Annotated in this window: 14 protein-coding genes; 6 read left to right on the plus strand and 8 right to left on the minus strand. The window is 56.9% G+C overall.

Features of this window, described 5'->3' with window-relative positions:
- Positions 1-12 precede the first annotated feature (12 nt).
- The 8 genes from ACFSUD_RS16505 to ACFSUD_RS16540 all read right to left on the minus strand — a co-directional run bounded on the left by ACFSUD_RS16505 (position 13) and on the right by ACFSUD_RS16540 (position 7204).
- Positions 13-834, minus strand: coding sequence for a universal stress protein (locus ACFSUD_RS16505; protein WP_386375604.1), 822 nt, complete (start codon positions 832-834; stop codon positions 13-15).
- On the minus strand, positions 834-2435 hold the full coding sequence (locus ACFSUD_RS16510) for a tripartite tricarboxylate transporter permease (RefSeq protein WP_386375605.1): 1602 nt from the start codon (positions 2433-2435) through the stop codon (positions 834-836). Before ACFSUD_RS16510 ends, ACFSUD_RS16505 begins: the two co-directional genes overlap by 1 nt.
- Entirely contained in the window at positions 2435-3010 is a 576-nt protein-coding gene (locus ACFSUD_RS16515) for a hypothetical protein (RefSeq protein ID WP_386375606.1), read from the minus strand. The genes ACFSUD_RS16510 and ACFSUD_RS16515 overlap by 1 nt, the downstream gene beginning before the upstream one ends.
- 170 nt (positions 3011-3180) lie before the next feature.
- Positions 3181-4269, minus strand: a complete 1089-nt coding sequence (locus ACFSUD_RS16520; protein WP_386375607.1) for an Ldh family oxidoreductase — start codon at positions 4267-4269, stop codon at positions 3181-3183.
- Between the two features lie 24 nt (positions 4270-4293).
- The gene (locus tag ACFSUD_RS16525) at positions 4294-5490 is read right to left on the minus strand and encodes a UxaA family hydrolase (protein ID WP_386375608.1); all 1197 of its coding nucleotides are present in this window, start codon (positions 5488-5490) and stop codon (positions 4294-4296) included.
- A complete protein-coding gene (locus ACFSUD_RS16530; RefSeq protein WP_386375609.1) occupies positions 5487-5789 on the minus strand; it encodes a UxaA family hydrolase in 303 nt (100 codons plus the stop codon). Before ACFSUD_RS16530 ends, ACFSUD_RS16525 begins: the two co-directional genes overlap by 4 nt.
- Before the next feature lie 92 nt (positions 5790-5881).
- On the minus strand, positions 5882-6838 hold the full coding sequence (locus tag ACFSUD_RS16535; RefSeq protein ID WP_386375610.1) for a tripartite tricarboxylate transporter substrate-binding protein: 957 nt from the start codon (positions 6836-6838) through the stop codon (positions 5882-5884).
- A 21-nt stretch (positions 6839-6859) separates the two neighbouring features.
- A complete protein-coding gene (locus ACFSUD_RS16540) occupies positions 6860-7204 on the minus strand; it encodes a hydroxyisourate hydrolase (protein WP_386375611.1) in 345 nt (114 codons plus the stop codon).
- A gap of 147 nt (positions 7205-7351) precedes the next feature.
- On the opposite strand from ACFSUD_RS16540, the gene ACFSUD_RS16545 reads away from it, so the two are divergent.
- The 6 genes from ACFSUD_RS16545 (at position 7352) to ACFSUD_RS16570 (ending at position 13902) form a co-directional block, all read left to right on the plus strand.
- A complete protein-coding gene (locus tag ACFSUD_RS16545; RefSeq protein ID WP_386375612.1) occupies positions 7352-8278 on the plus strand; it encodes a LysR family transcriptional regulator in 927 nt (308 codons plus the stop codon).
- 205 nt (positions 8279-8483) lie between these two features.
- On the plus strand, positions 8484-9551 hold the full coding sequence (locus ACFSUD_RS16550) for an AbrB family transcriptional regulator (RefSeq protein ID WP_386375613.1): 1068 nt from the start codon (positions 8484-8486) through the stop codon (positions 9549-9551).
- 948 nt (positions 9552-10499) lie between these two features.
- Positions 10500-11528, plus strand: a complete 1029-nt coding sequence (locus ACFSUD_RS16555; protein ID WP_386375614.1) for a replication initiator protein A — start codon at positions 10500-10502, stop codon at positions 11526-11528.
- Between the two features lie 58 nt (positions 11529-11586).
- Positions 11587-12255 carry a ParA family partition ATPase gene (parA, locus tag ACFSUD_RS16560; protein WP_386375615.1) on the plus strand — a complete coding sequence of 223 codons (669 nt, stop codon included), beginning with the start codon at positions 11587-11589 and terminating at the stop codon, positions 12253-12255.
- Between the two features lie 344 nt (positions 12256-12599).
- Complete coding sequence (locus ACFSUD_RS16565) at positions 12600-13292, plus strand: DNA-processing protein DprA (RefSeq protein WP_386375616.1); 693 nt, start codon at positions 12600-12602, stop codon at positions 13290-13292.
- 274 nt (positions 13293-13566) lie between these two features.
- Entirely contained in the window at positions 13567-13902 is a 336-nt protein-coding gene (locus ACFSUD_RS16570; RefSeq protein ID WP_386375617.1) for a hypothetical protein, read from the plus strand.
- The last annotated feature ends 132 nt before the right edge of the window (positions 13903-14034 follow it).

Below are 14034 nucleotides of genomic sequence, written 5' to 3' on the forward strand. Positions count from 1 at the left end.
CGATCGGACCCCTCAATGCGAGATCAGGACAGGAATGCGAGACCTTTTCAGGATCGTCTTGGTCGTGCCGCCGAATAGCTCCTCTCGAAATGCGCTGCGCTCAAAAGCACCCATAACCAGAAGGCCGGCATCGACTTCGTCGCAATAGGCGAGAATGTCCTCTCCGACCGAACGCGTCGATTGCTGGCGCCGGACCCGTTTCGCCTCGATACCGTGACGTGCCAGCGTCGTGACGACATCAATGCCCTTCAGCGGACGCCGCACATTTTTGCCAATACTGAGGACATCGACGCGCTGCTTTGTCTCAAGGATCAGCATTGCATCGTTCAGGGCGCGTGTCGCAGCGCGCGCGCCATCCCAGGCAAGAACCGCCGGGCGGTTTATGGTCCCGCGGTCGAACCCTGGCGGCACGACGAGAACCGGTCGCCCGCTGTTCAATGCGATCCGCTCGGGATGTAGACTTGCGTCCACCACGTCGTTGACCACGTGGCGCCCCACGACCGTGATGTCGTACAGGCAGGCATATTGCGCGACCGTGCGATCAGGTTCGCCCGGCAATGTGATCCAGTGCACCTTGTCGCGCGGTGCGTCGCCAATCAGTCGATGAAAACCTGCACCGATCCGATCTTCATCTGCGCGTACTGATTTCTCGATGATCTCCCGCACGTTCTCGGGCACCCACGAACGCTGCGCGAAGCGTTCACGGCTTCCTTCATGGGCAAGCAGACCGGTGATATGCGCCCCATATTTCTGCTGCATATGCACGGCCGCTCTCAGCGCGCCTTCCGAACTTTCCGAGCCATTGAAGGCCACGAGGAGGTTGCTAATGCCCATCACGCTTCCAGTTCCGCTTCGATTGCCTTGTTGGGTGCCGACCTTCTTGGGCGCGAGAAGAGAATAATCACGCCTAGCGATACCGCCAGGAAAACAAGCGACAATGGGCTCTTGAACAGGAAGAATGGATCGCCGCCTGAGACGGCAAATGCTTGTCGGAAAGCCGTTTCGAGATTGCCCGCCAAGATGAAAGCGATGACGAAGGGAAGTGTTGGAATCTTGAGCTTTCGCATCGCGTAGCCCAGGAGGGCGAATGCGAAGGCAAAGTAGAAGACGGTAAAATTGGTCTCCTGCACATAGATTGCTGTGAGTGTCAGCAGCAGCACAATGGGCAGCAACACCTGCTTGGGTACCCGTGCCATAATCCCGCAGGCTGCCATAATCTTGCCGCCAATTATCCAGTTCAAAATGTTAGCCAGCATCATGGCGGTGAAGAGCCCGAAGGCGACAACGAGTTCGGGGTTCACCTCTTCCGTCGTGAAGCGGAAGACGCCGGGCCCCGGATTGAACCCGCCGATAGATTCCGCAGCGAGGATGAGGAACACCGCGCCCACGTTGCCCGGAATGCCGAGCGACAGGACCGGGATCAGGTTGGCGCCGGAAACTGAACTGTTGGCCGCTTCCGTCGCAGCGATGCCCTCGGGGGTGCCGTCACCGAATGCGACTGGTCCTTTGTGCATTCTCTCGCCCGACGAATAGCCGAGTGTCGCGGCCAGTGTGGAGCCGATACCGGGAAGCGCGCCTACCATAGTCCCAATTACAGCGGACATGCCAATGAAAGGCATTAGGTGTCGGCGCTCACTCCAGCTCAGCCGCTGGTCGCCCTCAGTAGTGGGCTGGGTCACTATATCGGTCCGGCGACTGCGCCACATCTCCTCAAAAGCGAACAGGATTTCGCCCAGGATCAGCACCCCCAGCACCGCCGTAATCATGGGAATGCCGGAGGACAGTACGTCGGTTCCCAACGACAACCTGGCATAGCTGTCCTGACCCGAGCCGATCGTGGCGATGAATAGACCCAGAAAGGCGGCGATCATGCCCTTCATCGGCGAGGCGCCCACGACCGCTGCAACGAAGGCCAGTGACAGCAGGATCAGTGCCGCCTTCTCACCGAAGCCGAGATACGCCTCTACCAACACTGCCAGAAATGGGGCGCAGGTGAACAGGACCAGGTCCGAGAACGTATCTCCGGAAACTGAGGCAAAATGCGCGGTACGCAGAGCCTTTCCTGCCTGCCCCTTCCGTGCCATTGGATATCCATCGAAAGTGGTCAGCATCGCATCCGGAGTGCCTGGCGTATTAAACAGGATGGCTGGCACCGCGCCGCCAACCGTTGCCCCCTTCATGACGCCAACGAGAAAGCCTAGCACAGGCAACAGCGCGTCAGGCGAAAACCCAAAAGTCGACAGCAGGATCGGCAATGATACGGCCATCAGAAACGGACCTGCGAGACCCGGTGTGGCACCACCGACAATTCCGAGGATGAACCCCCCGAGAACCATCAGCAGGGTAAGAGGAATGCCGATTCCGAATAGCTCGAATGCAGCGGGTCCGGCGACGACAGCCATGATCCCGGCCCAGACGTATTCAAGAACACTCATCAGAAATCACCATTCGGCGGAAGAAGGATCGTGTCGAATGGCACATCAAAGATGAAGATGAGAACAAGAACAGCGAACAACGACGTGATTGCACGGTTCAAGGTGATCTTGCCTTCGATCAGCGAAGTAACTCCGAAGACCATCGTAAACCCGCCGAGGCTGTACCCGATGTACTTCCAAGGAGGTGTCGCGCGCATCTGACGATAGGTCACCGCCTCGTCCCCGGAGGGACCGAAGAGCGTGAGAGCCAACGGCCCGGCCCAGTACATCAGGACGCTGGAGACCAGCATTATGGCGACAAATAGCAGAAAGAATACGCCGGTGTGTACATCCAGCGGTGCTGCAGACGCGGCAGCCGGTTTCCTCAACCACGACTGCAACAGATGGATGAAAGCGCATATCGCGATGGCAATTGCAGACGCCATCGGCAGCAATGCGTCGCCGATGTAAGTCTGGCGGCGAAAGGTGTGCACAGGAGGCGTTTCGCTGTCGAGCGGCACCCAAACGAAGGCGATGAAGAGTGCCAGTGCAAGGCACACCAAAGCAATCGAGATCTCGTATCTGCGGCCAAGCATGGTCCCCTCCCTCTAGCTAGGATCAGCGGCACGGGCCGACTGTTGTACAGGCCCGCGCCTGTTCCCTGTCTTTAGGGAGACCGCCCCTGCCTCTCTTCGAAACCGAGGGTCGGAAACGTTCAAGTTTCCGCTACCGGAGCACTCATTTCGGATGTCTCGTGAAACGTCCGTCATGGCATGAGGATTCCCGTGTCACGTCCCAGCGCCGCCAGTTCAGCAGCGACGGATCTCGCCAGCGGGACCCCTTCCTTCCGCGCCTGTGCTTCGGACTGTGCGGCGCGTTCGCCCGGAATACGGACACTGACGGTTTCTCCTGCGGCACAGTAGGTCTGCGTCCAAGCTGCCATGTGCCTGTCATATCCTGCCCGGCCTCCAGGTGTCATATTGTCCGGCGACAGCAAAAGGCAGAAAGCGTTCAGTCCACCAGAGGCGCTTTGCACACCGCCTTCGGGATTGAGACGTTCGGAATGGGCCGCACCGGAAAGACTGGCGGCCAGTATCTCGACGATCATGGCCAAGGCCATGCCCTTATGCCCGCCAAAGGGCAGTAGGGAACCGCGCAGTGCAGCATTGGCGTCGGTCGTCGGTCGCCCCTCCGGGTCGATCGCCCAGCCTTCTGGAATGGCATCTCCTTCCCGAGCGGCAAGCAGAATATTCCCACGAGCAGCCATGCAACAGGCCATGTCTATAACGATCGGCGGCCCGTCCGGTCGCGGGGCCGCCAGGGCCAGGGGATTGTTGCCGATCATCGGGCGGGTAGCACCCTGCGTTGCCATAACCGGCGAGGTGGCCTGCATGATCAGGCAGATCGCCCCGGCTTCGGCAGCGCGCAGCGCGTACATGCCGACGGCTCCCAAATGTGCGGTGTCGCGGATCTGGCAAACGACTGAACCGCGCTTGCGCAACAGTTCCAGACCCGCATCCACCGCTTTCGGCGTTACCACCTGGCCCAAGAGTCCCGCCCCATCGATACGCAATGCACCCGCGACTTCACTGAACACAGGCGCACCGCGTGGCGCGATCTCGCCCGTTTTCAGCTTGCCGACGTAACTCACCAGCCGGGAGACCCCGTGGGTACCGAAACCGCGGGCATCCGACCGCACGAGGACATGCGCAGCAAGCTTCGCTTCCTGAGGTTCCACACCCGCCCGACCTAGAATGGCGGCGACCCAGTTCTCTAGTGCGGTCCAGTCGACCCGCTCGACAGGCGCCGTGTCACGATACCGAAAGGCCGCGGCCGTTTGCTCTGTCTTGGTCATGTCGTCCTCCCACGGAATGGCAATTCAGCTGCTGATTGCGAGTTCAGGGCAATCTTCCCGTAGAATTCTCAGAAACCCGTTGTCGATCCGGCTGATGGAAATCTCTGTATCGCCGAGGCGTTCGCTTGCCGTTAATCTGCCGCGGGCAGTGCGGTCCATCATTTCCATGATGCGATCGGCAGCAACATCGAAATCCATATCCCCTGTGACGATCCCGGAGACGTCGATGTCGATATTGTCGGCAAACAGCTTGGCGGTGTCCGGACTGCCCGTAATCTTCAACGTTGGCGATACGGGATTGCCGATCGGGTTGCCACGCCCGGTATTGAACAGGATCATATGCGCCCCTGCTGCACCAAGAGCCGTGGTGTTTTCTGTTCCTGGCGCAGGCGCATCCATGAAGACAACTCCCCGCTTTTGGGGTCGTTCACCGTAGCCGATCACCTCGTTTAATGGTGAGGTTCCCGACTTGCGCACAGCGCCCAGCGATTTCTCCTCGGTGGTCGAGAGGCCACCGATAATGTTGTCTTCTCCGAGCGGCGCCATGTTCAATCCCAGATGAGTAGCGTGCCGTTCGCACCGCTCGACAGCGGCCAATAGCCGCGCTCGGACGTCGTCAGACGACGCGCGATCGGCCAAAACATGTTCGGCGCCTATGATCTCCTCGATTTCGGACAGGATGACAGTGGCACCCGCAGCACTCAGCCGGTCGGCGACGACACCCATCGCAGCGTTGCCGCTGACACCCGACAACGCATCTGATCCACCACATTCCAGCCCGATCACCAGGTCGGAAATTGGAGTGCTTTCCAGTCGCGCGGGATTGTCATCGATCAACACATTAAGGCGCCGCACACCCTCCGAAAAAGCATTCAGCGTCCCGCCCTGCCCCTGCACATCAATCCAATCCACGGGGCGACCCGTCTTGGCGATCTCTGTTGCGATGCGTTGCGCTGTCACATGCTCAAGTCCGACAACCAATGCCGCCTGACAATTCGGATGGCTGCCGTAATTGACGAGCGTCATATCATGTACGCGTTGATCTTCGCCTTTCTGGCCCCGCCCATAGGCCGCAACTATGGGAACCGCACCCTGTACAGCCCCTGCGATCCGCCGGGCCAGCGGGTTGCAATTGTCCATGACCGCGATGACCAGCGGATAGTTCCGAATGCCAGTCGCCCCATCTGACCGACGATACCCCATGAAGTGCTGGAAGCTCATGCGCCCTCTCCCTTTTTCAGATCTCCCCGGACCCGGTTGCTCGCAATGTTGTGGACATGCACGTGATCTCCAGCCGCGATCCTGGCCGTCGCAACACCAATGACGGCGCCGTACTTGATGACCTCCTCGCCCGTATGGATATCCACCAGAGCGATCTTGTGCCCAGACGGAATGGCCTGACGTGCCGACGGGGGGATGGTGCCCTCGGTACTGTCCTGTTCCAGTACGGTCCCTGCGGCAATATTGGCCACGGTGGTGGCGACATTATCCCTGAGATCGACGATGATTAGATTGGTCATGTCCCAGTCCTCGTGATGGTTTCCGTAGATCTGCTTCGCTATTGGCATCACCGTGAGTGACGCCCATTATCGGCTGCCGGGTTTGGTGCATCCTAGCCGTCGACATCGGACAACAGATTCCGGTCGTTGGCGATCGCAGCATCTCGGCGGGCGTCAAGGTCCTGACCCGAAATCAGGCGCGTTCCGGCGAAGCTCTTATTCAAGAGTTTGTGGAGATTGCCCTCCTCATCCGAAACAATCGTTCCAATCGCTTCAGCCAATGTTGTTCGTGCGTCATCAGGGAGACCCTCTGGAGCCACGATCACAAAATCGGTGCCGAAGAAATACGGAATGCCGTATTCGGACAGCAAGGGCGCGTCTGGGGAAACCTCCAACTTCTCCATTTCTCCGGACACGAGATTTACGAGCTGGCCGTTGAGGACATTCCCCCCCTGAAGCCCCCCCGCCCAAGCGAGGTCAGCGTCATCCGCGATCACTGCACTCATCGCAGCTTGACCGCCACGGGTCATCACCACCGTCAGCTCCACGTCATGTTCCCGAGAGATCAAATAGGCGGCATCCGCAAGTTTCTGCGTCGGCACGGCCACCGATAGCTTCTCACCGGATTTTGCCGCCGCGATTACATCTCCGAGATCGTTCCAGCCACGGTCTGCCCTCGCGATCAATCCCATCTGGGTACCGGCGAGTGTTGTGATCATGGTCATGTCGGCCACGGAAAATCCGGGGTCGTTGGTTACCAACTCGGTATAAATCAACTCGCCGATAGGCGCCAAAGCAATGGCAGTGCCATCTGCAGGCAGTTCAACCAGATTGCTGGCCATCAGTCGACCGCCCTGCCCCGGAACGTTCTCAGGCAAAACCTCCCATCCGTATTCCTCGTTCAGGCCGGTGGCGAGGAAGCGGGCCATGGAATCAGCGCTACCCCCCGCGCCGAACGGGATGAGCAGATTGATCGGGCCCGGTGGAGACCAGTTTATCTCTGCGTTGGCCGGACCTGTTATTGAGATGGCCGCGGCAATTCCGAGCGCCTTCCAAAATTGTAAATTCACGATATCCTCCTCAAGATGATTTCAAGTTCCTGACTTCAGCCAGCACAGCGAACTGGAATTCGGTGCAATCACAGTTGGTAAGTGAACCCCTTCGACGCCATCCTGCAACGCGACGCGCAGCGTCACTGCTTCCACTGATACAGTAGTGTCGGTCGTCTGAGCGAACCGTGAACCGCTTGCGATCACGACGTCGATACGTTTTGCGATGTCTATTTCAGCTGAAGCTCGGCCCCCTGCATCGGTGATGCAGCGTGCCTGAAATGTCCGCTTCCCGAATTCATCGATACTGTGTACCTCAATCGGAACATCCCCGGCGTGATCGCCATTTGATCCGTCGAGGACGTGAATACTGAACCGCATTGCCATCTCTCCCATTCCAGCCACAGTTACGGTACTGACCTCGACAGCGCCTCCCGTCTGTCCCAGTCACGTTATGAGTTATTTGAGGATTGGCACAAATATGGTTCTGGCATATCCCATACCTGAATGGCATAGGTGGCAGGGGGCAGCGGAATGGAACTGAGACAGCTTCGGTATTTTCTGGCTGTCGCAGCGCAAGGCAGCATAAGTCGGGCTGCGCGCGTTCTAAACATCGCACAGCCAGCACTCAGCCGACAGGTAAGGCAGTTGGAGCAGGAACTTGGCCTATCGGCCTTCATCCGCACCGGCAGCGGTACTGAACTGACTGCGGACGGAAAACGCCTGCACCAGCTTGCGGAAAGCGTCATGCTCCGTATCGCGTTGATTGAAGAAGAGTTCTCTGACCGAGGCTATGAAGCCAACCGCTTGAGTATTGGACTCCCACCCGCAATCAGCAAACTCCTTCTGGGGCGAACGGAGAGTTCGCTGACCGCACTGCGGCGCACGGCGCTCCTACAATTCAGCGAAGCACCTAGCCATCGGTTGGAAGCCTGGCTTCGGGCCGGGGATATCGATTGCGCGGTGCTGACAAATCCGCCGCAGGAAAACGTCTTGGCCATATCGCCCCTTTGGGAGGAGGCACTCTTCGTGATTGGCGCTCGCGGCGAATTTACAGCGTCGAAGGTTCCAATTTCCATGCTGGATGGACGCTCCTTCGTACTCACCACGGAACAGGACTGGGTACGCCGCTATCTTCAGGCCGAGTTCGATCGCCATGGCGTACGGACGTCAACGCAGATGGAAGTCGAGTCGCATTTCGCCTGCATCAATGCCTGCGCCAGCGACAAGCTGAATTCCATATTGCCGTTCTCAGCCTTCTCCAATGAGTTGCGTTCTGGTGCGATTAGTGCAGCCCAAGTGGAAGGATTGACGATCAACCGGGTATGGGCGCGCAGGCGGCTGCTGCCTGATACTGAGCCCATGGTACGGCTGCATAAGATCCTGCGTGACAAGGTAGCACCAAAGTATCTGAATGAGATCTCCACGGCGGTTTCTGCCGATGGACTACTCTCAGTCTGACAATGCTGACAATGAGGTAGGCTCATCGCGCGCTGTAGTTTCTCCATGCCTGATAGGTATGACCTATGCAGATCCAGTATTTGCGTCGATCTTTGTCCCATCCCTAGACTGATCGTGTCGTCTACTCGGCTTCGTTGGTGTGCTCCGATTGTACGTTCACGACAAAAGGCCGATCAGACGTAAGACAGTTCACGCAGGATCGACGATGACCCCAAGATTATTTGTTATCACGCCCTTAATGCTCGTTATCGGTACGGCTGCTGGCTGGCTCGCACATCTCACTCCGGTACCCCTGCCCTATTTGCTTGGAAGTCTGATGATGACCGGTGTTATCGCGACCAGCCTCCCCAATGCCTTACCGAACGGCTACAGCTTCCCTCAGCGGGTGCGGACCGTTTTTATCGCGATCATTGGTTTGACAATTGGGGCGCGCGTCACCTCTGAACTAACCAGCGACTTGGATGAAATGGTCTATAGTCTAATCGCGGTGAGTCTCTTTGTGCTGCTCGCACATATGGTCAACTACCAGATATTTCGTCGTTTAGGAAAGATGGACCGCATCACCGCGTTTTTCGCGGCGGCCCCTGGCGGACTGATCGAAAGCGTTACCTTGGGTGAAACCGCCGGTGCTGACACCAAACATATTGTAATGCAGCAATTCCTTCGGATCATCTTTGTCATCGCCCTTGTCCCTATTGCTATGTCGCTTTGGACCGGCCATCCGGTCGGTAGCGCCGGAGAAATGGACACCGCTACCGAAGATAGCCTGCCCGCTACCGGCATCGTGTTATTGCTGTCGACCAGTCTTGTCGGAATGCTTATAGCTGGAATTCTGCGTCTGCCCGCTTGGGAGCTCACCGGACCATTAATTGCCGCCGCTGCTCTGAATTTCGTTGGCGTCGGGGCACCCACGGTGCCATCTTGGCTGCTCAACATCAGCCAGATCGTCATCGGTGTCTCACTAGGGGTGCGTTTCAGCGGGTTCAGCCGCCGGATCATAGTGCAGGGACTTTGGCTAAGCGCAGCTTCGGTCTCTATCATGCTCGTCATCGGCGGCATATTGGCATTTTTAGTGCTGCCGCTTACCGATCAGCCATTCAGCGTTTTACTTATCGCCTTTTCGCCAGGAGGGGTCACGGAAATGGGACTAATTGCGCTCAGCCTTCATGCCAACCCAGCCTTCGTCACATTACACCATATTTACCGCATCACTCTGACTGTTTTATTGCTCGGTTTCGGGGCAAAACACTTGCCTGTTTCTGACATGCAATGAACCTAATTACAGGTAAGGCAATAGCCGGAAGGTTCCAACCCTCGGTGATCCAACATTGGGGAATGAACCGAGGCTGCTGGCCTGGCTTTATCTCAAGGGCATTTTTAGCGGCGATTTCCGTGAAGCCTTTGCGGCGCCGCTGGGCCCGAATCCAGCAGGGTTGTTTCAACCATCTCGCGGCTGAAACCAGACTGGTGGACGGGCACGGTATTTAGATGGACGAAGGAGGCCGCCGCCTGAAGAAAAGCTGAGATACCCGGCGACGGAACGGCCAGGATGAGGTGTCACGAGGGAACGGAGGCAGGATTGATCCTGCAGAGTTGGTTTGGGCAATGTGACCTAGCCTACGCTATTTGAGACGATCCACCACCGAACGCTATCATGAGGCGCGCTATTGTTCGACCTCGGAGAGAACCAACTCTGTTTGATGGTTCTGAAACAAGGGCGCGTAGCGGGAGCTGACCCCCGCGCAAAAGCTCGTCTCTGAGCATGGGGAGACCCACCCCTTCAAGGTTCTCAAAGCACTCATCGGTCACACATGGTGATGTGGCCTCGATGGTCATGGCTCGCCGCAGTTATTCTTTGGTGAGTCAGAAGCTGAATTCTGTGTGTGATAAGACGAGACGAAATGTACAAATGTGGGTTTGTGGTTCGTGGTGCTTTTAGCTAGGGGGAGTTAAATAGAGTTATAATAGAGTTACGCTGTGGATATTAGCTTCTAACCTATTGAAATAAAACATGTTTAGGAATCGATCGGTGTGTGAAATGACGAAAGATGGTGTGTGAAATGACGAATTTCGGTGTGTAAAATGACGAATCTACTTAAAAGTTACCCACAGGCTGTTCGGTGTGTGAAATGACGAGTCTTGACGAGCGGTGTGGGAAATAACGATAGTAGCTCATGGTGTGTGAAATGACGAATCTAGAGCTGACCGTGTGGTGTGTGAAATGACGAATTCACGCTCCCCTCTTCTGCCTGATCGCCACCCACAAAAAGACCTGTTCGTTTGTGATATCGTGGACGCTGTTCCGAAGGGCGACATGGCTTCGATGGAGCACCCAGTGTTCACGCTCTCTACAAAGCCGGACATGAAACCTCGACGCTACCAGAATGGCGATAATTCGATTGAGGTCTCGCCCTCCCGCTATGGATTGGCGACGGTGCATGACCGTGATGTGCTGATTTACTGCATTAGCCAGTGCATGGCCGCGCTGAATGATGGCCGAAAGGTCAGCCGGTCTATGCGGTTCAAAGCCCATGACCTGCTTGTGGCGACGAACCGTCGAACATCCGGCCAAGGGTACAAGCTCCTGAAAGATGCCTTGCGGCGGCTTCAAGGTACCCAGATCGAAACGAACATCCGCCAAGGCGGGAAGGAATACTTTAAAGTTTTCGGCCTTATCGAGTCCGCAGAGATTATCCGCGAGACACGCGAAGGCAGAATGCAGGACGTGGAAATCACCCTGTCGGACTGGGTGTTTGATGCTATCGAGAACAATCATGTTCTGACGCTCAACAAAGAGTATTTCTTTCTAAGAAAGCCGCTCGAACGGCGGCTATATGAACTCGCTCGCAAGCATTGCGGCGCACAACCTAAGTGGAAGTGCGGCCTTGAGCTCTTGCGCGACAAGTGTGGATCGGGTTCGACCACGAAGGAATTTAGGCGGCTGCTCTCAAAAATTATCGAGGATGACAGTGCGCACGACCATCTGCCCGACTATGCCATGAGCATTGAGGGAGATAATGTTGTCTTCCGCCCCAAGGGCGCTGAGGCGGTCGTCGCCCTGCCCTTGCAGGCTTTGCGCTTCAAAAAGCTGGGCACGCATGACATAGCGCGACGGTTGGCGCCCGGTTGGGATGTCTATGTGCTGGAAAACGAATGGCGATCATGGGTGAATGACAAGGCCATCGATGTGAAGGACGCGGACAAACACTTCCTAGCGTTCTGCAAGAAACGCGGCGCATATACACACTAAAAACACAAATGTGGGTTTGTGACTTTACGGTTTCCCACTAATGTGGTGAGGTTGATTCATGATTATATCTTTTCTGAACCAAAAAGGCGGCGTTGGCAAAACCACCCTCTCGGTGAACGTGGCCGGTTGCTTGGCACGTCAAGGGCATCGTGTGTTGCTGATTGATGCGGACAAGCAAGGCTCGGCATCGACCTGGGCGAGCCTGCGAGAAGACGCACCCTTCCAAGTCGTGAGCATGGCGCGAGCGAACATGGCACGGGATGCGCTCAAGCTGGCGCAAGATTACACCCATACGATCATCGACGGTCCACCCCACGCGGAAGAGATAGCCCGATCTTGCATCGTTGCCTCTGATTTCGTAGCGCTCCCGATTGAGCCTTCTGGTCTTTCAACCTGGGCATCGGACTTGACGGTGCGCCAAGTCAAGGAAGCGCAAGAATTCAAACCAACCATCAAATGTGGTTTTGTGGTTTCCCGCAAAATAGGGAAAACCGTGATTGGCCGAGATATCCGCAACATGGCCGGAGAAGCAGGACTACCGATTTTAGAGAGTGAAATCGAGCAGCGGGTCGCCTTCGCGGAAGGCATGACCATGGGGCAAACGATTTTCGAGTGGGCAGGCGATAGCAACGCCGCCCGCGAGATTGAACACCTAACGAAAGAGATTGAGCGGTATGTCGAAGAAGACGTTTTCAGCGGCTCCGAAGCCAAAGCAGCCCACGGATGACCAAATCCTCGCGTTTGAGCGTGGCGGGGCAGGACATGACACGACACAGGCATCGAAGCCGGTGGCGAAACCTGCTGCAACGAATGAACCGACGAAGCGCCTAAGCCTCGACCTACCGGCCAGTCTGCATACGCGGTTCAAAACCGCTTGTAGTGCAACCGACCGGAAGATGGTCGGTGAGCTGCAAGCGTACATTGTGGCGCGAACCAAAGAGTTGGAAGATGAGGCGGGCATAACCCGCAAATGAACAAAGCCACAAATGTGGGTTTGTGTGAATTATTGCGCCGAACCATATTTGTGATGTAAATACAAAGGGAGGGCGGTGCTCAAGAGACATCGCTAGAATGAAAATGCACGCAGAGCTAAGAACAAGAGAAGCCCTTGGGCCACTTGGCCCGCTTGAAGAGAAGAACGCGCCGGACGTGTTGTACACGGCGGGCGATACGTCGCTTCTGACCGAACGCTCCCGCGTGGCAATCGTTGGCTCCCGCACGGCCACACCGGACGGTATCAAACGCGCAAAAGCCGTGACGCGGGCGCTCGTAGAGCAGGGCATCATCGTGGTGAGCGGTCTGGCCGATGGCATCGACACGGTGGCACACCGAACCGCGATTGAAGAGGGTGGGCGCACCATTGCCGTGCTTGGCACCCCTTTGTCCAAAGCTTATCCGGCCAAGAACGCGGGGTTGCTCGAAGAGATTAAGCGTAACCACCTTGCAATTTCACAGTTTCCGGAAGGCTATCCGGGCAAGGGCGAGAACTTCCCGCGCCGCAATAGAACGATGGCGCTCATCTGCGATGCGACGATCGTTATCGAGGCAAGCGAGAAGAGCGGGACACGCCACCAGGGATGGGAAGCAATTCGGCTCGGGCGCGACCTCTACCTCCTTGAGAACGTCGCGACCGACCCGAACCTGACTTGGCCAAAGCAGCTCATCGAGTATGGGGCGCAGGTCTTACGCCGTGAGAACCTGCCAGATGTCCTGCTCGACATCCCAAACTACACAGCCGGAGGCGTTCGTGCCTTCGAACTATGAGTACGGCACGTTTGCCAATTATTCCCCACGCGGCACATCCGACCTATCCCGAAAGTCTCGGACGCTTTGTGGCGCGGTGAAAGCGGGCAAGCTGCATACTCTCGGAACCGCCATTCCACACCTCCAAGATTCCAAATCGGCTGTCCTTGGGTCATTCTTAGGGCCGGACGTGACCTTGGTGCCTGCACCTCGCTCCGCGCCCCTGCCGGACGGTGCTCTATGGCCCGCTAAGGTTATCTGCGATGTTCTGCATGAGCACGGATTCGGCCAAGAGGTGCAAACCTATCTGACGCGCACTAAGGCTGTGCCACGCTCTTCGAATTCGCCGACGGCTGAAAGGCCGCTTGTGCCGGTTCACCTGGACAGCATCGAGGCGGAGCGCCCGTTCTTCGTTCCTGACAAGATCACCATCGTGGATGACGTATTGACGATGGGCCGGACGAGCTTCGCCTGTGCGGAGTTGTTGCGAGCTGCTTGCCCAAATGCGGAGATCCGCATCTTTGCGATGATACGAACACAAGGTCTCCAAAACGACATTGAGAAGATTGTGGACCCGGCTACTGGCGTCATCGTGGGATATCCATCCGGCAAAACACATAGAGACCCATAAGTGCACAAATGTGGGTTTGTGCAAAATGTGAATCGGCATGCGAAATTGACCCACTTAGCAGGGTGCTGATTTAGTCGCTGATCCGGAACGCTATCCCTTCAACGGCGCCGGTTCGGGTGATCTTCTCACTTG

The sequence above is a fragment of the Sulfitobacter aestuarii genome (genome assembly GCF_042685005.1).
GTDB lineage: Bacteria > Pseudomonadota > Alphaproteobacteria > Rhodobacterales > Rhodobacteraceae > Sulfitobacter > Sulfitobacter aestuarii.

Bases quoted from the DNA above. Each gene is read 5' to 3' on its own strand.
- ACFSUD_RS16505 (WP_386375604.1), bottom strand. From the start codon at position 834: ATGGGCATTAGCAACCTCCTCGTGGCCTTCAATGGCTCGGAAAGTTCG.
- ACFSUD_RS16510 (WP_386375605.1), bottom strand. From the start codon at position 2,435: ATGAGTGTTCTTGAATACGTCTGGGCCGGGATCATGGCTGTCGTCGCC.
- ACFSUD_RS16515 (WP_386375606.1), bottom strand. From the start codon at position 3,010: ATGCTTGGCCGCAGATACGAGATCTCGATTGCTTTGGTGTGCCTTGCA.
- ACFSUD_RS16520 (WP_386375607.1), bottom strand. From the start codon at position 4,269: ATGACCAAGACAGAGCAAACGGCCGCGGCCTTTCGGTATCGTGACACG.
- ACFSUD_RS16525 (WP_386375608.1), bottom strand. From the start codon at position 5,490: ATGAGCTTCCAGCACTTCATGGGGTATCGTCGGTCAGATGGGGCGACT.
- ACFSUD_RS16530 (WP_386375609.1), bottom strand. From the start codon at position 5,789: ATGACCAATCTAATCATCGTCGATCTCAGGGATAATGTCGCCACCACC.
- ACFSUD_RS16540 (WP_386375611.1), bottom strand. From the start codon at position 7,204: ATGGCAATGCGGTTCAGTATTCACGTCCTCGACGGATCAAATGGCGAT.
- ACFSUD_RS16545 (WP_386375612.1), top strand. From the start codon at position 7,352: ATGGAACTGAGACAGCTTCGGTATTTTCTGGCTGTCGCAGCGCAAGGC.
- ACFSUD_RS16550 (WP_386375613.1), top strand. From the start codon at position 8,484: ATGACCCCAAGATTATTTGTTATCACGCCCTTAATGCTCGTTATCGGT.
- ACFSUD_RS16555 (WP_386375614.1), top strand. From the start codon at position 10,500: ATGACGAATTCACGCTCCCCTCTTCTGCCTGATCGCCACCCACAAAAA.
- parA (WP_386375615.1), top strand. From the start codon at position 11,587: ATGATTATATCTTTTCTGAACCAAAAAGGCGGCGTTGGCAAAACCACC.
- ACFSUD_RS16565 (WP_386375616.1), top strand. From the start codon at position 12,600: ATGAAAATGCACGCAGAGCTAAGAACAAGAGAAGCCCTTGGGCCACTT.